Origin of the sequence: Mycobacterium sp. 1245111.1 (assembly GCF_001673405.1) — a bacterium.
In the GTDB taxonomy this organism is placed as follows: domain Bacteria; phylum Actinomycetota; class Actinomycetes; order Mycobacteriales; family Mycobacteriaceae; genus Mycobacterium.
The window spans coordinates 372,110-393,055 of the sequence record NZ_LZLV01000112.1 but is presented as its reverse complement, the minus strand read 5'-3'; the positions used below and the strand labels follow the sequence as shown (position 1 = coordinate 393,055).

26 protein-coding genes and 1 pseudogene are annotated in these 20,946 nt (G+C 65.7%); 14 read left to right on the top strand and 13 right to left on the bottom strand.

Annotated features, from left to right (window positions below; all coding sequences use genetic code 11):
• Positions 1-8: 8 nt before the first annotated feature.
• Entirely contained in the window at positions 9-1,337 is a 1,329-nt protein-coding gene (locus tag A5658_RS18410; protein ID WP_067338270.1) for a cytochrome P450, read from the bottom strand.
• A gap of 108 nt (positions 1,338-1,445) precedes the next feature.
• On the opposite strand from A5658_RS18410, the gene A5658_RS18405 reads away from it, so the two are divergent.
• On the top strand, positions 1,446-2,075 hold the full coding sequence (locus tag A5658_RS18405; protein ID WP_067338267.1) for a TetR/AcrR family transcriptional regulator: 630 nt from the start codon (positions 1,446-1,448) through the stop codon (positions 2,073-2,075).
• Here the strand turns inward: A5658_RS18405 and A5658_RS18400 are convergent.
• The 3 genes from A5658_RS18400 to A5658_RS18390 form a co-directional block, all read right to left on the bottom strand.
• The gene (locus A5658_RS18400) at positions 2,065-2,949 is read right to left on the bottom strand and encodes an alpha/beta fold hydrolase (protein WP_067338264.1); all 885 of its coding nucleotides are present in this window, start codon (positions 2,947-2,949) and stop codon (positions 2,065-2,067) included. The two genes, A5658_RS18405 and A5658_RS18400, sit on opposite strands and share 11 nt — an antisense overlap.
• A gap of 73 nt (positions 2,950-3,022) precedes the next feature.
• The gene (locus A5658_RS18395; RefSeq protein ID WP_067338260.1) at positions 3,023-4,129 is read right to left on the bottom strand and encodes an acyl-CoA desaturase; all 1,107 of its coding nucleotides are present in this window, start codon (positions 4,127-4,129) and stop codon (positions 3,023-3,025) included.
• A gap of 16 nt (positions 4,130-4,145) precedes the next feature.
• Entirely contained in the window at positions 4,146-5,201 is a 1,056-nt protein-coding gene (locus A5658_RS18390) for a ferredoxin reductase (RefSeq protein WP_067338257.1), read from the bottom strand.
• A gap of 69 nt (positions 5,202-5,270) precedes the next feature.
• On the opposite strand from A5658_RS18390, the gene A5658_RS18385 reads away from it, so the two are divergent.
• Both A5658_RS18385 and A5658_RS18380 read left to right on the top strand, forming a co-directional pair.
• On the top strand, positions 5,271-5,945 hold the full coding sequence (locus tag A5658_RS18385) for a TetR family transcriptional regulator (protein ID WP_067338253.1): 675 nt from the start codon (positions 5,271-5,273) through the stop codon (positions 5,943-5,945).
• A gap of 49 nt (positions 5,946-5,994) precedes the next feature.
• Positions 5,995-6,786: a DUF427 domain-containing protein gene (locus A5658_RS18380; protein ID WP_067338250.1), complete on the top strand. Its 792-nt coding sequence runs from the start codon at positions 5,995-5,997 to the stop codon at positions 6,784-6,786.
• 31 nt (positions 6,787-6,817) lie between these two features.
• Here the strand turns inward: A5658_RS18380 and A5658_RS18375 are convergent, their stop codons facing one another.
• A complete protein-coding gene (locus tag A5658_RS18375) occupies positions 6,818-7,138 on the bottom strand; it encodes a hypothetical protein (protein ID WP_067338247.1) in 321 nt (106 codons plus the stop codon).
• 143 nt (positions 7,139-7,281) lie between these two features.
• On the opposite strand from A5658_RS18375, the gene A5658_RS18370 reads away from it, so the two are divergent.
• Complete coding sequence (locus tag A5658_RS18370; RefSeq protein ID WP_156751528.1) at positions 7,282-7,593, top strand: hypothetical protein; 312 nt, start codon at positions 7,282-7,284, stop codon at positions 7,591-7,593.
• A gap of 21 nt (positions 7,594-7,614) precedes the next feature.
• Here the strand turns inward: A5658_RS18370 and A5658_RS18365 are convergent, their stop codons facing one another.
• Positions 7,615-8,229 carry a GNAT family N-acetyltransferase gene (locus A5658_RS18365; RefSeq protein WP_067338242.1) on the bottom strand — a complete coding sequence of 205 codons (615 nt, stop codon included), beginning with the start codon at positions 8,227-8,229 and terminating at the stop codon, positions 7,615-7,617.
• 28 nt (positions 8,230-8,257) lie between these two features.
• Here A5658_RS18365 and A5658_RS18360 point away from each other — a divergent pair, with 28 nt between their 5' ends.
• The 3 genes from A5658_RS18360 to A5658_RS18350 all read left to right on the top strand — a co-directional run bounded on the left by A5658_RS18360 (position 8,258) and on the right by A5658_RS18350 (position 10,875).
• Positions 8,258-9,556, top strand: coding sequence for an acyl-CoA dehydrogenase family protein (locus A5658_RS18360; RefSeq protein WP_067338239.1), 1,299 nt, complete (start codon positions 8,258-8,260; stop codon positions 9,554-9,556).
• A gap of 208 nt (positions 9,557-9,764) precedes the next feature.
• Entirely contained in the window at positions 9,765-10,415 is a 651-nt protein-coding gene (locus A5658_RS18355; protein ID WP_369830541.1) for a phosphoribosyltransferase, read from the top strand.
• A 7-nt stretch (positions 10,416-10,422) separates the two neighbouring features.
• Complete coding sequence (locus A5658_RS18350; RefSeq protein ID WP_067338231.1) at positions 10,423-10,875, top strand: DUF5709 domain-containing protein; 453 nt, start codon at positions 10,423-10,425, stop codon at positions 10,873-10,875.
• Between the two features lie 9 nt (positions 10,876-10,884).
• On the opposite strand, the gene A5658_RS29405 is transcribed toward A5658_RS18350, so the two are convergent.
• Complete coding sequence (locus A5658_RS29405; RefSeq protein WP_369830540.1) at positions 10,885-11,049, bottom strand: hypothetical protein; 165 nt, start codon at positions 11,047-11,049, stop codon at positions 10,885-10,887.
• A gap of 329 nt (positions 11,050-11,378) precedes the next feature.
• On the opposite strand from A5658_RS29405, the gene A5658_RS27645 reads away from it, so the two are divergent.
• Entirely contained in the window at positions 11,379-11,471 is a 93-nt protein-coding gene (locus tag A5658_RS27645) for a DUF1918 domain-containing protein (RefSeq protein WP_082993276.1), read from the top strand.
• Positions 11,472-11,569: 98 nt separating this feature from the next.
• On the opposite strand, the gene A5658_RS18340 is transcribed toward A5658_RS27645, so the two are convergent.
• The 3 genes from A5658_RS18340 to A5658_RS18330 form a co-directional block, all read right to left on the bottom strand.
• Positions 11,570-11,866, bottom strand: coding sequence for a hypothetical protein (locus tag A5658_RS18340; RefSeq protein ID WP_067338230.1), 297 nt, complete (start codon positions 11,864-11,866; stop codon positions 11,570-11,572).
• Positions 11,867-11,985: 119 nt separating this feature from the next.
• Complete coding sequence (locus A5658_RS18335) at positions 11,986-12,891, bottom strand: alpha/beta fold hydrolase (protein ID WP_067338227.1); 906 nt, start codon at positions 12,889-12,891, stop codon at positions 11,986-11,988.
• Positions 12,892-12,903: 12 nt separating this feature from the next.
• Complete coding sequence (locus tag A5658_RS18330; RefSeq protein ID WP_067338224.1) at positions 12,904-13,359, bottom strand: MaoC family dehydratase; 456 nt, start codon at positions 13,357-13,359, stop codon at positions 12,904-12,906.
• A 119-nt stretch (positions 13,360-13,478) separates the two neighbouring features.
• On the opposite strand from A5658_RS18330, the gene A5658_RS18325 reads away from it, so the two are divergent.
• From A5658_RS18325 to A5658_RS18305, 6 genes and pseudogenes are all read left to right on the top strand, one after another.
• The gene (locus A5658_RS18325) at positions 13,479-13,688 is read left to right on the top strand and encodes a hypothetical protein (protein WP_067338221.1); all 210 of its coding nucleotides are present in this window, start codon (positions 13,479-13,481) and stop codon (positions 13,686-13,688) included.
• A 24-nt stretch (positions 13,689-13,712) separates the two neighbouring features.
• Positions 13,713-14,210, top strand: coding sequence for a metallophosphoesterase (locus A5658_RS18320; RefSeq protein ID WP_067338218.1), 498 nt, complete (start codon positions 13,713-13,715; stop codon positions 14,208-14,210).
• Between the two features lie 56 nt (positions 14,211-14,266).
• Complete coding sequence (locus tag A5658_RS18315) at positions 14,267-14,713, top strand: MarR family winged helix-turn-helix transcriptional regulator (protein WP_082993260.1); 447 nt, start codon at positions 14,267-14,269, stop codon at positions 14,711-14,713.
• 49 nt (positions 14,714-14,762) lie between these two features.
• A pseudogene (locus tag A5658_RS28900) lies at positions 14,763-14,987 on the top strand (MerR family transcriptional regulator); the annotation flags it as partial.
• A 168-nt stretch (positions 14,988-15,155) separates the two neighbouring features.
• Positions 15,156-15,698, top strand: a complete 543-nt coding sequence (locus A5658_RS28895; protein ID WP_231997369.1) for a cob(I)yrinic acid a,c-diamide adenosyltransferase — start codon at positions 15,156-15,158, stop codon at positions 15,696-15,698.
• Positions 15,699-15,954: 256 nt separating this feature from the next.
• A complete protein-coding gene (locus A5658_RS18305; protein ID WP_067338209.1) occupies positions 15,955-16,947 on the top strand; it encodes an esterase family protein in 993 nt (330 codons plus the stop codon).
• A 74-nt stretch (positions 16,948-17,021) separates the two neighbouring features.
• On the opposite strand, the gene A5658_RS18300 is transcribed toward A5658_RS18305, so the two are convergent.
• The 3 genes from A5658_RS18300 to treS all read right to left on the bottom strand — a co-directional run bounded on the left by A5658_RS18300 (position 17,022) and on the right by treS (position 20,880).
• Positions 17,022-17,720 carry a YoaK family protein gene (locus A5658_RS18300; RefSeq protein ID WP_067338579.1) on the bottom strand — a complete coding sequence of 233 codons (699 nt, stop codon included), beginning with the start codon at positions 17,718-17,720 and terminating at the stop codon, positions 17,022-17,024.
• Positions 17,721-17,788: 68 nt separating this feature from the next.
• A complete protein-coding gene (locus A5658_RS18295; RefSeq protein WP_067338205.1) occupies positions 17,789-19,108 on the bottom strand; it encodes a maltokinase in 1,320 nt (439 codons plus the stop codon).
• Positions 19,105-20,880, bottom strand: a complete 1,776-nt coding sequence (gene treS, locus A5658_RS18290) for a maltose alpha-D-glucosyltransferase (RefSeq protein ID WP_369830539.1) — start codon at positions 20,878-20,880, stop codon at positions 19,105-19,107. Before treS ends, A5658_RS18295 begins: the two co-directional genes overlap by 4 nt.
• Between the last annotated feature and the right edge of the window lie 66 nt (positions 20,881-20,946).

Here is a 20,946-nt window from a genome sequence, read left to right as displayed (position 1 = left end):
CGCAGATCTTAGCGCCGACGGACGGTGATCTTTCCGCCGTCCTTCGGCGTGTAGGCGACACCGCGGGCGTGGATCTTCTCCCCCGGCGCAGTGGTCGTCTCGATTGTGAACTGACGCAACACGGTTCGCAACACCACGTCCATCTCCATGTTGGCGAACACCGCGCCCACGCAGCGACGGGCGCCGCCACCGTAGGGGATCCAGGCAAAGCTGGGCGGCTTGGCCCCGACGAAGCGCTGGGGGTCGAATCGGTCCGGATCGGGGAACAACTCGGGGTCGCCGTGCAACCGCGAAATGCTGACGATGATCGTGTGCCCGTGCGGGATCGACCATTCGCCGAGGTCGTAGAGCGGGGCGTAGACGTGGCGGCCGACCGCGTCGATAACCGTTCTGCTGCGTTGGGTTTCGAGGATCGTGGCCTGACGCAGTTCGTTGCCGTCGGTGTCGGCCTCGGCGGCCAGCGCGCTCAGCACGCCGGGGTGCCGGCTCACCCGCTCGAACGTCCAGGCGAGTGCGGAGGCGGTGGTCTCATGGCCGGCCGCCAGCAGTGTCAGCAGCTCATCGCCGACGTCCTCGCGAGACATGGCCGTACCGTCCTCGTAGGTGCTGCGCAGCATCATCGCCAGCACGTCGTTGCGATCCTCGAAGTACGGGTCACGGCGTTCGTCGTCGATCAGCTTGTCGACGATCGCGTCATAGCGGGCGCGCCACTCCGCCAGCCGGCCCCACGGTGAGTAACGGCCAAAGGTACGAGGTGGTTTGGGCACCGTCGCCAGCCGCGAACCAAGCGTGACCCACGGCGGGATGATCCGGCGGAGCTCGTCGAGTTCGGCGCCCTCGGCGCCGAAGACCGCGCGCAGGATCGCGTTGAGCGTGATCCGCATCGTCGACGGCAAGGTGGCCAACGCAGTGCCTTCCGGCCAGTGGGCGATCTCGCGCAGCGTCTCCTCTTCGATGATCGTCTCGTAGTTCTTGATGCTCTTGCCGTGGAACGGCGGCGCCAACAGCCGGCGACGCTGGCGGTGGTCCTCGCGGTCCAGGCCGAACACCGAACCCGAGCCGAGCAGCCGGCTCAGGTTGGGCTGGATGTTGCCGAGGATGTCGGGGCTCGTGGTGAAGACCTGTTTGGCCAGTTGCGGATTCGCCACCACCACGATGGGGCCGTAAATCGGTACGTGACACGAGAAGGCGTCGCCGTAGCGCTGCGACATCTGGTGCACGAATTGGCGCCGGAATAGGGCAAAGGTCAAGCCCTGCAAAGCTTTTGGAATCCGCGGACCCGCGGGCAGCTTGATCGCGGACGCGGCCGAGGCCGCCCGCGATTCGACGGTGCTCATGGTGGTGCACTCCCAACGTCGCCGCGGTACCGCGCCGTACCACGATTCTGTCCGGTACGGTACCGTCTGGTACCAAGGGCTGGCAAGGGTGCAGTCGAAGGAGGCGACGTGGCGACGACCGTCGTTGACGACCAGGCTTCGACCGGGTCCACCGAGATCGACCCGTTCCGGCAGCGGCTGCTCGACGGCCTCGCGGCCGCGATCGACGAGCGCGGATACCGCGCCACCACCGTCGCCGATATCGTCCGGCACGCCCGCACCTCAAAGCGGACCTTCTACGACCAGTTCCCCAGCAAGGAGCAATGTTTCCACGAACTGCTGCACGCCAGCGTCGAGAAACTCGGCAAGCAGATCCGCGACGCGGTCGACCCAGGGGCTGACTGGCAGATCCAGATTCGGCAGGCCGTCGAAGCCTATGTCGCCCATATCGAATCGACGCCGGCGCTCACCTTGGCCTGGATCCGCGAAATGCCCGCGCTGGACGCCGCGGCGCGGCCGTCGCAGCGTCGCAACACCCAACTGCTGACCAGCCTGCTGGTCGAATTGAGTGACAGCCGGGCCATGCGTGACGCCGACCTGCCACCGCTGACGCCGGCGAAGGCCGTGATTCTGGTCGGCGGCCTGCGTGAGCTGACGGCTCAGGTGGTCGAGGACGGACACCGCCCGCGCGACATTATCGAGCCGGCCGTGCAGGCCTCGATCGCGCTGCTCGGGTATCGCTCCTCAGTCAGGTCTTGAGGAAGCTGCGCAGCCGATCCAGCACCAGGTCTGGACGCTGCTCGACAATCCAGTGGCCCACGCCGTCGACCAGCTCGACGTCGAAATCGCCGATGTGATCGCCATATCCGTCGATCAGGTCGGGCGTGAGCACCGGGTCCGCGGTGCCACTCAACCAGCGCACCGGCACGTCGACCCGCGCGTCGTCGAATTCGCCTCGTAGCCAACGCATCATCTCGGTGCGCTGAAACGTCCGGTACCACCGCGAACCGGCGACGGCGTGGCCCGGCTGGCGCAAGCACTCGACGTAGAGCGCGACGTCGTCGTCGGGCACCCGGAAGCCGCCGCCCACCCATGACGCCAGCATCCTGTAATAGCGGGCCTTGCGGTCGGCGATCAACCGCGGTCCGATCACCGGCAGCAGCATCGGAATCTGATACCAGAACCGCCACGCGTGGCGGATCGACGACATGTCGCGCTTCACGTAGGGCGCTGCGGTGTTGAGTCCGAAGAAGCCGGTCACCTTCTCCGGGTGGCGCAGCATCATGATGAACGCGACGGGACCGCCCCAGTCGTGGGCTACCAATTTCACCGGGCCGACGCCCAACCGGTCGAGCACGGCCGCCAGATCGTCGGCCATGTCGTTCTTCAAGTAGCGCGACTTGGGCGCCGAACTCCAACCGGCACCGCGCAAGTCGGGGCACAGCACGCGATACCCGTCGGCGGCCAGCGGCCCGATCAATTCGTGCCACTCCCACCAGTTTTCCGGGAAGCCGTGCACCAGCATCACCGGCGGCCCGTCGGCGGGTCCGGCGTCGGCGACGTGAATCGTCACACCATCGCCGAGATCGAGGTATTTGTGATCGACACCGTCGAGTTCGGGCATCTGCGCCATGACGTGAAACGTAGCCCATCAGCGCAGCGGACCGGAACCACTTTGGGGCGGTCCCGGTCCGATGTGCGACAGCTCAGGCTGCGACGAGTTCGCGGTCCTTCGGCTTGACGCCGCCGCGGTCCTTCGGCGGTAGGGACAGTTTGAGGATCTTGCGGACGACGGTCCCGAACTGCCTGGGCAGCGAACCGGCGTTGTACGGGATGCCGTAACGCTTGCAGATCTCCTGGACCTCGGGCGCGATCTCGGCGTACCGATGCGCCGGCATGTCGGGGAACAGGTGATGCTCGATCTGGTGCGACAGGTGGCCGGACAGGATGTGGAACAGCCTGCCGCCGGTCAGGTTCGCCGAACCCAGGATCTGGCGGAAGTACCACATGCCGCGGGATTCTCCCTGGGTTTCCTCTATCGTGAATTCCTGTGTGCCGTCGGGGAAGTGGCCGCAGAAGATGATCATGTACGACCACACGTTGCGCATCAGGTTCGCGGTCAGGTTACCGGTGAACACGAACGGGGCGAACGGCCCGGCCAGCAGGGGGAAGGCGACGTAGTCCTTGAGTACCTGCTTGCGGGTCTTGCGCCAAATGGCTTGCAGGATTTCGCGTTTGTCCGCCAGCCGGATTTCACCGGAGCGGATCCGCTCGGTTTCCAGTTCGTGCAGGGCGACCCCGTACTGGAACAGCACCATCAACAGGAACGCGTAGACCGGGTTGCCCAAAAAGTAGGGCTGCCACGGCTGATCTTCGCTCATGCGCAGGATCCCGTAGCCGATGTCGCGGTCCATGCCGACGATGTTGGTGTGGGTGTGGTGCATGTAGTTGTGCGAATGCCGCCACTGGTCGGCCGGGCACGCGGTGTCCCATTCGAACTCGCGGCCACGGATCGACGGATCACGCATCCAGTCGTACTGGCCGTGCATGATGTTGTGGCCAATCTCCATGTTGTCCAGGATCTTTGAGATCCCCAGCATCGCGGTGCCGGCCAGCCAGGCCGGCGGGAACATCAGCAGCGCGCGGCCACCGACTTCGAGGGCGCGCTGCGTCTTGATGACGCGGCGGATGTAGTCGGCGTCGCGCTGGCCGAGGTCGGCCATCACGCGTTCCTTGATCGCGTCGAGTTCGGCGCCGAACGCGTCGGCCTGCTCGGGCGTCAGGGTGATCTTGGGCTGGGCTGTCTGCGTCATATCGAGCTCCTAGTCTTTAGAGCGCGATATCGACGTCGCCGACGGGAACGGACACGCAGATCTGCACGTCCTCGTCGGGCGCGGTCGACACCGCACCGCTGGTCAGGTTGCGCACGACGCCGCTGGTCTTGCGGCGGGTGCAGGTGTGGCAGATGCCCATCCGGCATCCGTTGGCGGGGGTCAATCCGGCCGACTCGGCCTGCTCGAGCAGCGAGCGGCCGTCGTCGGTGACCTCGATAGCGCTGTCCGCGAACGTGACTCGTCCGCCAGACGGTGTCGCCGGAACGTCCAGCCTGGGCGGGACGAAGCTTTCCGACCGCGCGTCCGCGCAATGCTCGCGAACGGACTCGACCAAAGCGGCTGGGCCGCAGACGAATACGGCGTCAGGCTCGGGCATGGCCGCGGCCAGGTGCTCGCCGTCGAACCGGCCGACAAGGTCGCCTCCCGCCGACCGGGTGTAGCCGTGCAGCACCCGGACACCGCGCATCGCGGCCAACTCGGCGTGATAGCAGGCCTCGGCGCGGCTGCGGGCGTAGTGCACGAACGCGATCTCGCCGGGGTGGCCTTCGTTGACCAGCGTGCGGACCATCGCCATGACGGGCGTGATCCCGCTGCCACCCGAGACGAACAGGATGCGGCGGGGTCGCCGCGCCGGGAGGACGAAGTCGCCGCCCACCCCGGTCAGCCCGACCACCATGCCAGGTCGCGCATGCTCGCGCAGGTGGGTCGAGACCAAACCACCGTCGTGCTGGCCGATGGTCAGCTCGAGATGCTCGGCGCCTTCGGCGTTGGCCGGCGAGTAGCACCGGGTGTGCCGGCGGCCGTCGATCTCGACGGCGAGGTTGACGTATTGCCCGGCCTTGATCGTGTCGGTGAACGCTTGATTCGGTGCCAGCACCAGGGTGACGCTGCGCGGGGTGTCCCGTCGGACGTCGACGACCTTGGCGCGACCCTCGGCCCGCGTCCACGCGGGGTCTACTACCTCGGTGTACCGGTCGACGCCATGCGGACCGGTGAGCAGGTCGACTAGGTTGGAACCCAGCACGCGCTGCCTCAAAGTTTGAGTGAACATGTGTATACAGTGCGGGCACGCGACCCTGTTCGTCAAGGGTTTCCGCAGGTCTGTGTTAGGCTTCACATAGTGAACAGTCGTGCGCCTAGCTCACGGCCGCACCGATCGACTCGCGGCCGCAGCCGCGAAGGACCCTCCCGCGAGGAACGCAAAGAAGCGACCCGGCGGGCCATTGTCGCTGCGGCACTCAAGCTTCTCGACGAGCGCAGTTTCAGCGGCCTGAGCCTGCGCGAGGTCACCCGGGAAGCGGGCATCGTTCCCGGGGCGTTCTATCGCCACTTCGAGTCGATGGAAGCGCTCGGGCTGGTCCTGATCGACGAGTCATTCCGGACCTTGCGCGACATGCTGCGCGGCGCCCGGGCCGGCAAGCTGGACCCCAACCGGGTGATCGAGTCGTCCGTCGAGATCGTCGTCGCCAGCGTCACCGAACGCCGCGAGCACTGGCGCTTCATCGGACGCGAGCGCTCCAGCGGCGTGACCGTGCTGCGATACGCCATCCGCACCGAGTTCCGGCTCGTCACGTCCGAGTTGGCCACCGACCTCGCACGGTTCCCGGGGCTGAACACCTGGAGCACCGACGACCTCAACGTCCTGGCACAGCTATTTGTGAACTCGATGATCGTGATCGCCGAGGCGCTCGAGGACGCGCAGAGCCCCGAGGCGATCGACGAGATCCGCCAGACCGCGGTCAAACAGTTGCGGATGATCGTCATCGGCATCAACGGCTGGCGCAGCAAGCCCTAAGCGCCCTCGACGTTTTCCGCGCACCGCAGCAACGCGCCATGATGGAGCGATGGGCACCAGGATGCGAGACCTGCTCGGCGGCGCGTTGCCGTCGCTGCGCTACGAGCCGACCGAGAAGCGGCTCCGGCTGTATCTGGACGGCGAGCTGGTAGCCGACACCGTCGACGGGCTGCTGGTCTGGGAGCCGCGGCGGGTGGTCCCGACGTATGCGATACCCGAGGCCGATTTTGCCGCGCGGCTCGAACCGTCCGGCCGCGTCGACGACGTCTCCGACCTGCCGGTGTTGGTGCCGACGAATCCCTTTGCCGCGCATAGCTGTACGGGCGAGATGTTCGACGTCGTCGTCGGGGGAAAGCGGTGCCCGTCGGCCGCGTTTAGACCGGACGACCCGGACCTGGCCGGCCATCTCAGCGTCGACTTCAGCGCCTTCGACTGGCGCGAGGAAGACGAGCCGATCGTTTCGCACCCACATGACCCGTTCAAGCGCATCGACATCCTGGCCAGTACCCGCCACCTCCGGATCGAAGCCGGCGGGCGAGTGCTGGCCGAGTCGTCGCGGCCGCTGCTGCTGTTCGAAACCGCGCTGCCGACCCGTTTTTACCTACCGCCCGAGGACGTGGCGGTCGATCTCGAACCGAGCGACACCGTCAGCGACTGCGCCTACAAGGGGCGCGCGTCGTACTTCTCAGTACCGGAAGGCCCCGCCGACATCGCCTGGACCTACCGCGATCCGCTGCGTGAGGCGCTGCCCATCCGGGATCACGTCGCATTCTTCAACGAACGGGTCGACGTCGTCGTCGACGGCCAACCCCGGCCGCGGCCTGTCACACCGTTCTCATAGCGAACGGCGTTGCCGCGCAACGTAAGAACCGCTATTCGTCGACAACCTCGTACAGCGAGTCACCGTCTTCGGGAGTCCCGTCGATCTGACCGCGATGCGCGCGTACGGGACGCTCATCGTCGACTGTTACATCGTCAAGCACATCGGGTTCCTCTTCGGCTAGCCGATCGTCGAGGGATTCGCCCTCCCGTTCTTCGCGCGGCGTCACCCCGAACTTGTCCGCCTCACTCCACCTTTCGGGCGGATCCACAACAATGTCGCCGTCGTCATTGCGAAGCTCGTCGGAGTCCGTTGACTCACTGGGGTTCAGCGTGTCTTCGGGTCCGCCTTCTTCAGGGATCTCACTAGTCATGGCCACTCGGTTCCCCTCGCGCTTCGACGACTAAACACCCAGCGGCTGCGCCGGCACCGCAAAATATGGGGTGATCACCCCATGCGCGAAGCCGAGCCGCGAGCGCAAGATGAGCGCAAAGTGGATGAAAAGAGGTGAAGCTCATGAAGAGAGCGCTGGTCGCCGTCCTCGGCGCGGCCGCGGTGGCTTCGGCGGGCTTGGGGCTGGCAACGGCTCGAGCCGACACGATGGAGCCACACCGCTGGTGCCCGGGCAACCCCAAGAACATGCCCTATGTCGTCAACTCGTTGATCGACTGGGACTGGAACATCTGCCACACCTGGTACCCGACCAACTACGGGATGGGCAACGTCACGATGCAGGGCCGGCCGACCTCGATCTGGGATGGCGACAATCCGCCCATCGAGGCGATCACGCGCCGGGAATGCCCGCCGATCGCCTTCATGTGTCCCTGAGCTTTTCGGCCCTGGAGTGACCTATCGCGGCTTTCGCCACATCGGCCATAGTGTCGGGCCGCCGCCCGGAATGACGAGTTCGCCCGTCACCTCGAAGCCGAATCGCTGGTAGTAGGGCACGTTTTCGGCCTTGCTCGACTCCAGATACGCGGGGGCGTGTTCGGCGTCGACGCGGTCGAGGCGCGACTGCATCAGCGCCTGCCCATAGCCTTTGCCGCGGACCGAGGTGTCGCTGCCGATCACCGCCAGATACCAGTGCGGCTCCTCCGGGTGATGCGACTTCATCTGCTCGAGGAGTGCGCCGAGCTTGCGACCCGTCGTTAGCCGCGGTCCGAATCCGAGGAGGAACGACGGCAGCATCATCAGCTGTTCACGACCCGACTGCTTCCACCGCCCGGGCGGGTCCCACAGCGCAGCCGCGCCGATCGTCGACCCGTCGGTGGCCACCTCGACACCGCCGCCGGCCAGATGATGATGGCGGGTGACGGTCGCGAAGAACTTCCGCAGGTTCTTGGTCCGCGCCCGCTCGTCGGGCATGATCCAGATCGACACGGGGTCGTCGAAAAACGCCCTGCCGAGGGCGTGGGACAGCTCGGAGACGTCGGCCTTCTGCCCGGGACGCGTATTGATTGTCATCGGCAGCCAGAGTAGTAGCGTCCAACTCGTGTGGGACTTCGAAACCGACCCCGAGTACCAGCAGAAACTGGACTGGGTCGAAGAATTCATGGTCAACGAGCTCGAACCCCTCGACCTCGTGTCGCTCGACCCGTACGACAAGAAGGACGCCGAGACCATGGCGATCCTGCGGCCGCTGCAGCAACAGGTGCGCGAACACGGGTTGTGGGCCGCCCATCTCAAGCCTGAACTGGGCGGGCAGGGCTACGGCCAGGTCAAGCTCGCGCTGCTCAACGAGATCCTCGGTCGGTCCCGCTGGGCCCCGTCGGTCTTCGGCTCGCAGGCACCCGATTCCGGCAACGCCGAGATCCTGGCCCTGTTCGGCACTCCCGAGCAGAAGACGCGCTACCTGCGGCCGCTGCTGGACGGCGAGATCACCTCGTGCTACTCGATGACCGAACCGCAAGGCGGTTCCGACCCGGGTCTGTTCGTCACCCGCGCCGAGCGCGACGGCTCAGGAGATGGGGAGTGGGTGATCAACGGCGAGAAGTGGTTTTCCACCAACGCCCGGCACGCGACGTTCTACATCGTCATGGCCGTCACCAATCCCGACGCACGCACGCGCGACAAAATGTCGCTGTTCATCGTTCCCGCCGAGACACCGGGCGTCGAGATCATCCGCAACGTCGGGGTCGGCACCGAGTCGCACGCCACCCACGGCTACGTCCGCTACGCCGACGTCCGGGTGCCCGCCGACCACATTCTCGGCGGCGAGGGCGAGGCCTTCGCGATCGCGCAGACCCGGCTGGGCGGCGGCCGCATCCATCACGCCATGCGCACGATCGCGTTGGCCCGTCGGGCATTCGACATGATGTGCGAGCGCGCGGTGTCGCGTCAGACCCGGATGGGTCCGCTGTCGAATTTCCAGATGACACAAGAGAAGATCGCCGACAGCTGGATCCAGATCGAGCAGTTCCGGCTGCTGGTGCTGCGCACGGCCTGGCTGATCGACAAGCATCACGACTACCAGAAGGTGCGCCGCGACATCGCGGCGGTCAAGGTCGCAATGCCCACGGTGCTGCACGACGTGGTCCAGCGCGCGTTGCATCTGCACGGCGCGCTCGGGGTGTCCAACGAGATGCCGTTCATCAAGATGATGATCGCCGCGGAGTCGTTGGGCATCGCCGACGGCGCCACCGAGTTGCACAAGATGACGGTGGCACGCCGCACCTTGCGCGAATATGAGCCGGTGTCAACACCTTTCCCGTCGCAGCACCTGCCGACTCGCCGCGCCGAGGCGCAGGCCCGGCTGGCCGAACGCCTGGAGCACGCGATCGCCGAGTTCTAGGCCGGCGGCCATCTAGTTGGCCCGGGGACGTTGGTCCCCGCGTGACAGAGGTCGAAGGACTCTTCGATCCGACCCACCAGCGCGTCAGACTCGGGATATGCAGTTATTCCACGACCACGCGGAAGCCGGACGCCGACTGGCTCGTCATCTCGAATGGCTGCGCGGTGACGACCTCGTCGTGCTGGGCTTGCCGCGCGGAGGCGTGCCCGTGGCCTACGAGGTCGCCAAGGCGTTTGGCGCACCACTTGACTTCCTTGTCGTCCGTGAGCTGCCGGTACCGTTCGAGACCGAGTGCGCGTTCGGCGCTATTGCCGAGGGCGGGATTCGGGTTCTCAACGCCGCCCTGGTCAAACGGATCGGGCTGACCGAAGCCGACATCACGCAAGTGGACGACGCCGAACGCTCCGAACTGGAACGGCAGGTCACGCATTATCGCGACGGGCGCGAGCGCATTTCGCTTGCCGACCGCACCGCCCTGATCGTCGATGACGGGGTGGCCACCGGGATCGTGGCCAGGGCGGCATGTGCGGCAGCACGCGCCCAGGGCGCGGCGCGTGTCGTCTTCGCGGCGCCGTTGGGCTCGCCCGAGGCGGTACAGTCGACCCGCTCGTACGCCGACAACGTGGTGTGCTTGGAAACGCCACCGTTCTATTTCTTTGCGAAGACGAGCACTGGCTACCGCAGGTTTCGTCGCACGACCGACAGCGACATCGTCGCGCTGCTCGCCGCCTCCCACGACCGCTCACCAATTCCATCGCGCCACGTCACGGGTGACAAAACCCCGGTCTGCGATGAAGAGATCAGGGTCCTCGCCGGAGATGTGCCGTTGGCCACCCCTCAAGCAATCACCAGCAATTGATTCAGCGATGAGTACTCACTATGACCCGGGCCCGGCGGCGGGTGAATACAGCGGGGACGACGACGATCAGCTGCAACCCGAAGACACACTCATCGATCGCGGCGTCGACGACGTACTCGATGAGGGCTACTCGCCACCGGAGCAGCCTTACGGCAGGAGCGCTTTCGGACCGACCTCGAGCTTGGACGAGCTTCTTGCCGAGGAGGAGCAGGATCCGGCGTCGCGGCTGAACGTCTGGCTCGACGAGGGCGAGAGCGTTCGCTCAGATGCGGCTGAACGCGAAGCCGAGTTTCCCGAACCGAGTGAAGCCGGCGGTGTCCGCGGTGGTCGGCTTGTCGCACCCGACCAGGGATTTGGCGAGGACACCGAGGCGGAAATGGTCGCCGAGGATGTCGGCATCTGCGGTGGCGCGGCCAGTGCTGAAGAGGCGGCGATCCACATCATCGAAATCGAGGAGTGAGCCGGTCGTTCAAGCCGCAACCGCGACGTGAACCGAGAGATGCTCACCGACGGCGTAGGCGGCCGGCCAGTCGCCGTTTTGAACCGCTCGCGTCAGATCGTCGACCAATGGACTGCTGACATCCAAGTCGGCCAACCACCCGGCCACGATCGTTCCGATCGAAGTGATAGGCACGCGAGCCGTTCGTCCCTCGTGCAGAAGGTCCCTTACCTCGAAAAGCTTGACGTGCGAGGCAGATTGGCCTATCGGCAAGTAGCTCCACAGCCGTGACGATCGCATGTCAGCCTCCTGGGTGAATGATTCGCGTGAACTCATTCGACCATTACCGGATCGGACCCTATAGTGCGCAAAGCCACCGACTGGGCGGGGCCTTCGCGGTCGCAGTGGACTCGCGGAAGCCTCTGACAGCAGGGGCCTTTCGGCCGTGACGTTGAAGGCCCGATGACCTCATGCCGGCAGCTCGCCCGCCTGCGGCGATGGACAATCGGAGGGAAGAAGCGGTCATGCCGGCAAAGACGGGAGACTGGCTGGTGGTCAAAGGCTCCACGATCGATCGACCCGACCAACGCGGCTTGATCATTGAAGTGCACTGGTAAGTAGTGTTTTTCGGGCGTAACGCACTTGCACTCACCATAGCCGAAGTGGCCGTCCACAGCATGGGGGGCTATGGACGGCCACGGGTCGGAGTTAGGTGCTACTTGTTGGCGGCCTTGCCGGCACTCCGGACGACGCTTCGGATGAACTCGATCTGGGTGGTGACCAGCTCTTCGGTCAACTTCAACGCCGCGTCGACGACGGTCTTGCGCTCCGACTCTCCGTCGACTGCGGGATTCACCTCATCGATGAACGAGCGGACCGCCTCTATACCTCTGTTGCGTCCAGCTTCGATCGAGTCGAGGATGTCCTCGGAGAGTTCCGCCCAGCGGGGTTCGGCCTTGTGCGCGGGCTCAGTCTTGTGCGGGGCCTCGGTCTTGTGCGGCGCCTGTGTCATGGTTCGTCTCCTCATATCGGCTTAGGGCCCCGACACTACGGCGAGACGCGATCGCCCCACCAGTGACTAAAGTCCTGTCTCGCAGCATCATTGGGCCCCCATCCGGCTGTATCCGCGTCCTAGCTATCGGCGGTCACCCGGTCGATGTGAGCGAGAAAGTGCTCCAGCACCGCCTCGGGTGCTTCCAGTTGCGGCCAGTGCCCGATGTCGTCGGCGAGCATCACCACGTCGGCGTCGGGAATCACCTCGGCGTAGCGACGGGCCATGTGCGCACCGGAATTCGGGTCGATCGGTCCGTCGATCAGCCGCATCGAGACTTCGGTCTCCCGCATCGCCCGCACCCACCGGTTCCGGTGCGTGTAGCGGTCTTTGATGAATCGCCCAACTTTGTGCAGCACGCGCCGGCCGTCGTTGTAGTCCAGAATCTGGCCAAACACATCCATCATCTGTCGGGTCGGTTTGGTGTTGGGGCCGAACATCTCCCGTAGCGTCGGCTCCAGCAATCGCCGCGACAGCGGGCTGTTTTGCACCGGACTCAGGATGTCGCCCAACGGAGTTCCCGACATCAGCTTCTGCGCCGCGCGCGGTGTGTAGGTCTCGACGAACATTCCGCCGTTGAGCCAGGTGATCGAATCGATCCTCAGCTTGCCGTAGGTATGATCGCCAAACTCGTGGCGGGCCAACAGTTCCTGCGCCACCGAGTCGCCGATATCGTGGGCCAGGATGTGCGCGTTGCCGACGCCCAGGTGGGCCATCAGCGCCTCGTGCATGTCAGCGTGGTCGTGCACTGAGTATTCATAGTGGACCGGCTTCGCGGAGAAACCCATGCCCATCATGTCCGGGGCGATGACCGTGAACCGCTGGGTCAGCGTCGGCCAGATCAGCTGCCAGTCAAAGGTATTGAACGGGTAGCCGTGGATCAGCAGCAGCGGTGGACCGCTGCCCTCGACCCGGTAGAAGATGTCGAAGCCGAGGTAGTCGAAGTACAGTCCCTCGTCCAACCAGGAGGCAAGTCCCGCGTCCATGACTCGACCGGCTTACGAGATGTAGCGGACGACGCTTTCGGCGACACACGCCGGTTTGTCGCTGCCCTCAACCTCCACGGTGGTCGAGACGGTCGCCTGGGTCGCGCCGTTGCCCAGGTCCTCGACGTCGACCAGCGAGCTCTTCGCACGAACCCGTGAGCCGACCGGTACCGGCGCCGGGAAGCGAACCTTGTTGAGGCCGTAGTTGATTGCGAGCTTGATGCCGTTGACGGTGTACATCTGGTGCTGCAGGCGCGGCAGCAGGGCCAGCGTCATGAAACCGTGCGCGATGGTCTTGCCGAACGGACCCTTGGCCGCCCGTTCCGGGTCGACGTGAATCCACTGGTGGTCACCGGTCGCGTCGGCGAACAGGTTGACGTCTTCCTGGCTGATCGTCACCCAGTCGCTTTCGCCGATGCTTTCACCCTTGATCGAGGCGAGGTCGGCAACGGAATCGAAGGTGCGCATTGGCGGTTCTCCTTTGAGTGGGCCTGACGGAGGGCGCTGATTAGCATCGTGCCACTCTGCCTACCTGCCTCCGCCACCGGGATGTTTCGCGGCGAACTGCGGCCGGGTACCCCGCTTCGATGCAAATATGGCGCCAAATCGGCCAATGGCTGACCGGCAGCAGAGGCCACCAAGCTGAAGAAGACACTCGTCCCGAGCGACACGAGGCGCGCTCCCGAGAAGGACGCGGCGGGGATGGCGACTACGTCGGGCGCACCAGCGGTGTCGACGACTCCATGGACGTCGGCGAGACCGGTGCCGAAGCCCGCGGCAGAGAAGGCACGCGCTAACCCGGCCTGCGGCAGGATGACCGGATGAGGTTGTTGCTGCTGGCGGACACGCATGTGCCGCGCCGAGCGCGCGACTTACCGGCGCGGGTGTGGGACGAAGTCGCGCGGGCCGACGTGGTGATTCACGCCGGCGACTGGGTAGTACCCGAGCTCCTCGACGCGCTGGCCGCCAAATCCGCGCGGCTGGTCGCATGCTGGGGCAACAACGACGGGCCGGAACTGCGGTCGCGGCTGCCCGAGCGGGCCGATGTCGAGCTCGACGGGGTGCGCTTCACGGTGACGCACGAGACCGGCGCCAGCGCCGGACGCGACGCCCGGATGTCGCGCCTCTACCCCGACAGCGACGTGCTGGTGTTCGGCCACAGCCATATCCCGTGGGACACCACGACCAGCACTGGCCTGCGGCTACTGAACCCGGGCTCGCCGACGGATCGCCGGCGGCAACCCTTCTGCACCTATATGACGGCGCGCGTCGAGGCAGGCTTGCTCGCGGGCGTCGAGCTGCGTCGACTGGAGAAGTAGCTAGCTGCCAGGTCAGACATAGCGTCTTCACATCCTTGGCTCGTAGACAGAGACAAGTGAGCACTCTCATTGATCCGGTCAACGAATTGTCCCGTGTCGTCGGCAGGTTCCGCCGGCAGCTTCGCAGAACAGCCGGCCGGGGCTTCGACTCCGAGCCGCTGACCGAATCGCAGTCGGAGTTGCTGTGGCTGGTCGCCCGGCGGCCCGGCATCTCGGTCAGCGCAGCCGCAGCTGAGCTGGGCCTGGTGGCCAACACCGCCTCGACGCTGGTCTCCAAGCTGGTGGCCAAGGGCTACCTGGTCCGGACCGCGGACGAATCCGATCGACGGGTCGGCCAGCTTTCGCTGGCCGGAGCGGCCAAGCAGATCGTCGACACCTCGCGCGCCGCGCGCCGTGAACTGCTGGCCGATGTGCTCGACGAACTCGGCGACGACCAAATCGAGGCTCTGACAAAGGGTTTGGCGGTTCTCGACACGATGACCCGACGACTACAGGAGCGATGACCGGAATCTACTTGCACCTCACGTAGCGTCAGGTCGTAGGTTCACTGCGATGACGGAGAACGGAAGCGCCGACCGGGAGTGGAGCGTAGGTGAACTCGCCGACGCCGCCGGCGTCACCGTGCGAACCCTGCACCACTATGAACAGGTCGGGCTGCTCGCGCCGGCCTGGCGGACGGGTGCGGGCCATCGGCGATACCGGACTGAACAGGCCGAACGGCTGTACCAGATCACCGCGATGCGCAGCCTCGGCTTCGACCTCGCGGACATCCGGCGGGCGCTGGACGGCGAGGACCTTCCCTCTGTCGTCCGACTCCACCTTCAGCAGGTACGCGACCGGCTGTGGCAGACCTCGGAGCTGAATCGACGGCTCGAGCGTCTGCTGTCCGCACTCGACTCTTCCGACCACCCGACCGAAGAGATCATCCAGGCAACGGAGGCGACCGTGAACGTGAATCTGACGACCATCTACACCCGCACCGGCGACGCCGGCGAGACCTCGACCGGCGGCCGGGCCCGGGTAGCCAAGGACGACCCGAGGATCGAGGCCGGCGGTGACGTCGACGAACTCAACGCCCAGCTCGGTGTGGTGCTCACCGAGCTGCGGGAGGAACCCTTCGCCGGGTGGCTCGCCGAGATCCAGAACGAGCTCTTCGACCTCGGCGCCGACCTCTCCTGCCCGGTCGACCGCGACGCGCTCCGGATCGACGGCGGCTACGTCGACCGGTTGGAAAGGCGCTGCGACGAGGCCAACGCGCGGCTCGCCCCGCCGGAGTCGTTCGTACTGCCCGGCGGCGGCCCGGCCTCGGCGGCACTCCACGTGGCCCGCACGGTCTGCCGCCGGGCCGAGCGGCGGGCGGTGTCCGTCGACGACCTCAGCCCGGAGGTCGTCCGGTACCTCAACCGCCTGTCCGACCTGCTGTTCATCATCGCCCGAGCCGTCGCCGCCGATCAGCGGACCTGGGTTCCCGGCGCCACCAAGCGATGAAAAAGACTGCTGCACAACAGAATTCACATATCGCAGGCGCTGTGCGGCACCGCCACCAATGAATTGCGCTCGGCGGGACCTATTTTCGGCGTCGAGTCGTAATCGTTATCCGCCGGTGACACTAGCGTCTCAATCGTTAGCGAACCGCGATCCCCCACCCCGATGCGACTGACACGCTTGTAGTTACTTGCGTGTTTGACTGCCACAGACAGCTATTCGACCGCTGATGCGGCAGATGAAAGTTGGGATAGGAGCTATGAAGTTCGCAGAGAAGTTCCGCGGCGCGGCAGCACACCTGCCGCGCAGATTGGCGATCGCGGCCGTCGGCGCAGCACTGCTGGCCGGCCTGGTCGGTGCCATCGGCGGCTCGGCGACCGTGGGGGCGTTCTCCAAAAAGGGTCTCCCGGTCGAGTACCTAGAAGTCCCGTCCGCGGCGATGGGTCACAACATCAAGGTCCAGTTCCAGGGCGGCGGCCCGCACGCCGTCTACCTGCTCGACGGGCTGCGCGCCCAGGACGACTTCAACGGCTGGGACATCAACACGCCCGCGTTCGAGGAGTACTACCAATCGGGCCTGTCGGTGATCATGCCGGTCGGCGGGCAGTCCAGCTTCTACAGCGACTGGTACCAGCCGGCCTGCGGTAAGGCCGGTTGCCAGACCTACAAATGGGAGACGTTCGTGACCCGCGAACTCCCGGCGTACCTGCAGGCCAACCGGGGCATCTCGCCGAACGGCAATGCCGCCGTGGGCCTTTCGATGTCGGGTGGGTCGGCGTTGATCCTGGCCGCGTACTACCCGCAGCAGTTCTCCTACGCGTCCTCGCTGTCCGGCTTCCTGAACCCCTCCGAGGGCTGGTGGCCGACGCTGATCGGTCTGGCGATGGGCGACGCGGGCGGCTACAACGCCACCAACATGTGGGGCCCGACCAGCGACCCCGCCTGGAAGCGCAACGACCCGATGGTCCAGATCCCCCGTCTGGTGCAGAACAACACCCGCATCTGGGTGTACTGCGGCAACGGCACCCCGAACGACCTGGGCGGTGACAGCATGCCGGCCAAGTTCCTGGAGCAGTTCACGCTGCGCACCAACGAGCAGTGGCGCGACAACTACACCGCTGCGGGTGGCCGCAACGCCACCTTCAATTTCCCGCCCAACGGCACGCATGACTGGGGTTACTGGAACCAGCAACTGGTCGCCATGAAGCCCGACATTCAGCGGACCCTGAGCGGTGGACCCAACGCCACCTGAGCTCCCCCAATGCATCGGCCGCAGCGCACACCCCCCAGCGCTGCGGCCGATGTTCTTGTCTGGATGGTGTCGCGCTAGTCGAGCAGGGCGCGCCGATCCTGATGGAAGTAGGTGAACGCGGTCGCCAAGGTGCACATCAGCGTCGCGAACACCAGCATCCCGGTGCCGTTGACGAACAGGCTGATCGCGCCACCGACCGTGGCGCCGAAGATAAAGCTCCCGAACAGCAGGAAGTAACCGAGCCAGTCCGAGAGGTTTCCGCCGGCGATATGGCGTTCGATGCCCTGCCCCATCTTGACCAGCGTTCCGGTCACGTAGCTCAGCGACACCGACACCTCGCCGTCTTTGACGAACGACGTGTTGAGCGCGCCAATTCCGAAGGCCACCAACATGATCGGCGGGAAGTCGAGCTGGTTTTCTTCCCAGCCCTCGTCGAACACATCGACCAGGGTGGCGGCCAGCAGACTGAATGTGGTCAGCATCGTCGGACCGTGCGGGTGAGCCACCCAAAAGTGTCGCCGGCACACGGACGCGACCACCACCCCGGCCACGAAGCTCAGCAGCAGCAGCCCCGCCGTCACCGACAACAGCACGTCGTCATTGAAAAACCCCAGAACGGCGCGCTGCGCATTTCCGGTCATGAAGGTGACGAAGTATCCGGCCGAGTGAGTGAACGCCGTCGCACCCAGCACACCAGCGAGAATTGCCAGCAGGTAGGCGAGGCGTGCCTCACTGTCGTACGTCTCACGAAGGTCGAGCGTCGCGTAGGGCATGAAATCCATGCTTTCATCGGAACTAGACCGTGTGCAGAGCGGGGACGCCCATTCAGGCGAGACTCACATCAATCTGCTACAAATTTGCCGATCGACCGCAGCGGGATGGGCAACCAGGCCGGACGGTGCCGGGACTCGTAGCCCGCTTCGTACACCGCCTTGTCCAACTCGTAGGCCGCCAACACCAGCTCCGAATCGCGCGGATCGACGCCGGACGCCGCGGCGTACCCGTCGCAGAACGCAGTTCGGTTGCGCTGCACCCACTCTCGGGCGCGCGCAGCGAGTTGCTTGTCGTCCGACTGGTCGACCAGCGGTCCGTAGGCGGCGTATTCGAACGACCGCAGCACGCCTGCAACGTCCCGCAGCGGGGAGTCCGGCGCGCGCCGCTCTTCCAGCGGCTGGCCCGGCTCCCCCTCGAAGTCGATCAACAGCCACGACTCGGGGGTGCGCAGCACCTGACCCAGGTGCAGGTCACCGTGCACCCGTTGCACCGTGATGGTCTGCTCCCCCAGCTTCTGGAAACGCTGCTCGATCGCCGACACGTACGGCCCGAGTTCGGCGACCGCACCGGCCGTCGAGGACAGCCGGGCCAGCATCGTGTCGACCGGAAACGGCGCCTGCGAGGTGCCCAGCGCCTCGGCCAGACCGGCATGCACCGACGCGACGGCTTCGCCCAGCCGGTAGGACTCGCCCGCGAAATCACCGCCGACCTCGTAGGCGTACAGATCCCCCTCGGCGAACAGGTCGCGCACGCTGGCGGTTGCCATCGCCCAACCCTCGGCGGCGTTGCCCTCGTATTCGGTCGCCATACCCAGCGGGGTGCTGGTGTCGGTGTCCGGGCCGGTCAGCTCGTAGGTCCCCAGCAGCCGGGCCACGTGCGGGTTCCCGGCCCGGCCGAGGACGCGGTTGAGCTCGATGTCGGGGTTGATGCCCGGGCTGACGCGGCGGAACACCTTCAAGATCGCGTCGCGGTCGAAGATCACGCTGGTGTTGCTCTGCTCGGCGTCCGACACCCGGGGGTAGGCGTGCAGCGGCAGGGTGACGTCGGGCTCCTTGCCGAACGACACGCTGTCCCGCGTCGCCGACGAATCGACCAGCGACAGCAGGAACGCGGCCGCGTCCGGGTCGTAGAGCGCGTCGAAGCCGACCCGATCGCCGTCGGCGCCGATGGTGGCCACGCTGCTGAATTCGCCGGGCGGCTCGGAATTCCAGCCGACCACCACCTGGTACCGCTCGGTCGAGCCGTCGGTATACGTCACGTCGACCAGCGCGAGATCCAGGCCGTCCCGCAGGGCTACCACGAGACCTGGCTCGGCACTTGCCAATTCGCGACTACGCCCCGCATACCAGCGCTGCTGCGGAAGCCATTCCGACCATGGCAGATTCATTGCGACTCCTCAGGCCCGCTCAGCTGGAACCAGTAGAACCCGTGTCCCGGCAGTGTGAGCAGGTAAGGCAGGTGGCCGATGCGCGGAAACTCGACGTGTCCGGTGAGCTCGATCGGCGTATGACCGTTCCAATGTTGCAGGTTCAGTTCCAGCGGCTGGGGGAAACGCGACAGATTGTTGACGCACAGCACGGTGTCGCCGTCGTTCGGTACCTGGCGCTGGAAGGCCAGCACCGACGGGTTGGAGCCGCCGAGTTCTTCGAAGCTGCCGATCGCGAAGGCCTCATGTCGCCGGCGCACGGCGAGCATCATCCGGGTGAAGTTCAGCAGCGACGTCGAGGTGTCGCGCTGGGCTTCGACGTTGACGGCCTGATACCCGTAAACCGAGTCCTGGCTCGGCGGCAGGTACAACCGGCCCGGGTTGGCCTTGGAGAAGCCGGCATTGCGATCCGGGGTCCACTGCATCGGCGTCCGGACCCCGTCGCGGTCGCCGAGCCAGATCACGTCGCCCATGCCGATTTCGTCGCCGTAATAGAGCACCGGCGATCCGGGCAGCGACAGCAGTAACGCCGTGAACAGCTCGATCTGGTTGCGGTCGTTGTCCAGCAGCGGTGCCAGTCGGCGGCGGATGCCCACATTGGCCTTCATCCGCGGGTCTTTCGCGTACTCGGAGTACATGTAGTCGCGCTCTTCGTCGGAGACCATCTCCAGCGTCAACTCGTCGTGGTTGCGCAGGAAGATTCCCCATTGCGCCATATCCGGAATCTCGGGGGTCTGCCCGAGAATCTCCGAGATCGGGAACCGCGACTCGCGCCGCACCGCCATGAAGATGCGTGGCATCAACGGGAAGTGGAAGGCCATGTGGCACTCGTCGCCGCCGGTGCTGGCATCGCCGAAGTACTCGACGACGTCGGCGGGCCACTGATTGGCCTCGGCGAGCAGCACCCGGCCCGGGTATTCGTCGTCGACCACTTTGCGCACGCGCTTGAGGAAGGCATGCGTCTCGGGCAGGTTTTCGCAGTTGGTGCCTTCGCGCTCGAACAGGTACGGCACCGCGTCCAGCCGGAACCCGTCGATCCCCAGGTCGAGCCAGAACCGAAGGACGTCGATCATCGCTTCCTGAACCGCGGGATTGTCGTAGTTCAGGTCCGGCTGGTGGGAGAAGAACCGGTGCCAGTAGAACTGCTTGCGCACCGGATCGAAGGTCCAGTTCGACTCTTCGGTGTCGATGAAGATGATCCGGGCTCCCGCGTACTTCTCGCTGGTATCACTCCAGACGTAGAAGTCGCCGTATGGCCCGTCGGGGTCTTGCCGGGACTCCTGGAACCAAGGGTGCGAGTCCGAGGTGTGGTTCATCACCAGGTCGGTGATGACGCGGATGCCTCGCTCGTGGGCGGCGTCGAGCAGCGCGACGAAATCCTCGACGGTGCCGAACTCCGGCAGCACCTTGTAGAAATCGCGGATGTCGTAGCCGCCGTCGCGCAACGGCGAGTCGTAGAACGGCGGCAACCAGATGCAGTCGATGCCGAGCCACTGAAGGTAGTCCAGCCGCTGCAGCAGCCCTCTCAAGTCACCCGAGCCGTCCGCGTCGGCGTCCAGGAAGGCCCGGACCAACACTTCGTAGAAGACCGCGTGCTTGAACCAGGTCGGGTCGGCGGGCAGCGACTTGGCCTCGTTGAACTCGTCGGCACTGGGGTGCTCGACGACGCCGTCCTCGACGTGGCTTCCCTCCGCGGGATCATGCTCGGACGCGTGTTCTCTGTCCCTGGTCAAGTCCACGACCTTACACGTACCCGGGGTGCAGCATCGAAAACCTTATGCGCCAATCGAATTCAGCAC

Excerpts from the sequence above, each read along its gene's own strand:
- A5658_RS18410 (WP_067338270.1), bottom strand. The coding sequence starts at position 1,337 with ATGAGCACCGTCGAATCGCGGGCGGCCTCGGCCGCGTCCGCGATCAAG.
- A5658_RS18400 (WP_067338264.1), bottom strand. The coding sequence starts at position 2,949 with ATGGCGCAGATGCCCGAACTCGACGGTGTCGATCACAAATACCTCGAT.
- A5658_RS18395 (WP_067338260.1), bottom strand. The coding sequence starts at position 4,129 with ATGACGCAGACAGCCCAGCCCAAGATCACCCTGACGCCCGAGCAGGCC.
- A5658_RS18390 (WP_067338257.1), bottom strand. The coding sequence starts at position 5,201 with ATGTTCACTCAAACTTTGAGGCAGCGCGTGCTGGGTTCCAACCTAGTC.
- A5658_RS18380 (WP_067338250.1), top strand. The coding sequence starts at position 5,995 with ATGGGCACCAGGATGCGAGACCTGCTCGGCGGCGCGTTGCCGTCGCTG.
- A5658_RS18375 (WP_067338247.1), bottom strand. The coding sequence starts at position 7,138 with ATGACTAGTGAGATCCCTGAAGAAGGCGGACCCGAAGACACGCTGAAC.
- A5658_RS18370 (WP_156751528.1), top strand. The coding sequence starts at position 7,282 with ATGAAGAGAGCGCTGGTCGCCGTCCTCGGCGCGGCCGCGGTGGCTTCG.
- A5658_RS18365 (WP_067338242.1), bottom strand. The coding sequence starts at position 8,229 with ATGACAATCAATACGCGTCCCGGGCAGAAGGCCGACGTCTCCGAGCTG.
- A5658_RS18350 (WP_067338231.1), top strand. The coding sequence starts at position 10,423 with ATGAGTACTCACTATGACCCGGGCCCGGCGGCGGGTGAATACAGCGGG.
- A5658_RS27645 (WP_082993276.1), top strand. The coding sequence starts at position 11,379 with ATGCCGGCAAAGACGGGAGACTGGCTGGTGGTCAAAGGCTCCACGATC.
- A5658_RS18340 (WP_067338230.1), bottom strand. The coding sequence starts at position 11,866 with ATGACACAGGCGCCGCACAAGACCGAGGCCCCGCACAAGACTGAGCCC.
- A5658_RS18335 (WP_067338227.1), bottom strand. The coding sequence starts at position 12,891 with ATGGACGCGGGACTTGCCTCCTGGTTGGACGAGGGACTGTACTTCGAC.
- A5658_RS18330 (WP_067338224.1), bottom strand. The coding sequence starts at position 13,359 with ATGCGCACCTTCGATTCCGTTGCCGACCTCGCCTCGATCAAGGGTGAA.
- A5658_RS18325 (WP_067338221.1), top strand. The coding sequence starts at position 13,479 with ATGCAAATATGGCGCCAAATCGGCCAATGGCTGACCGGCAGCAGAGGC.
- A5658_RS18320 (WP_067338218.1), top strand. The coding sequence starts at position 13,713 with ATGAGGTTGTTGCTGCTGGCGGACACGCATGTGCCGCGCCGAGCGCGC.
- A5658_RS18305 (WP_067338209.1), top strand. The coding sequence starts at position 15,955 with ATGAAGTTCGCAGAGAAGTTCCGCGGCGCGGCAGCACACCTGCCGCGC.
- A5658_RS18300 (WP_067338579.1), bottom strand. The coding sequence starts at position 17,720 with ATGCCCTACGCGACGCTCGACCTTCGTGAGACGTACGACAGTGAGGCA.
- A5658_RS18295 (WP_067338205.1), bottom strand. The coding sequence starts at position 19,108 with ATGAATCTGCCATGGTCGGAATGGCTTCCGCAGCAGCGCTGGTATGCG.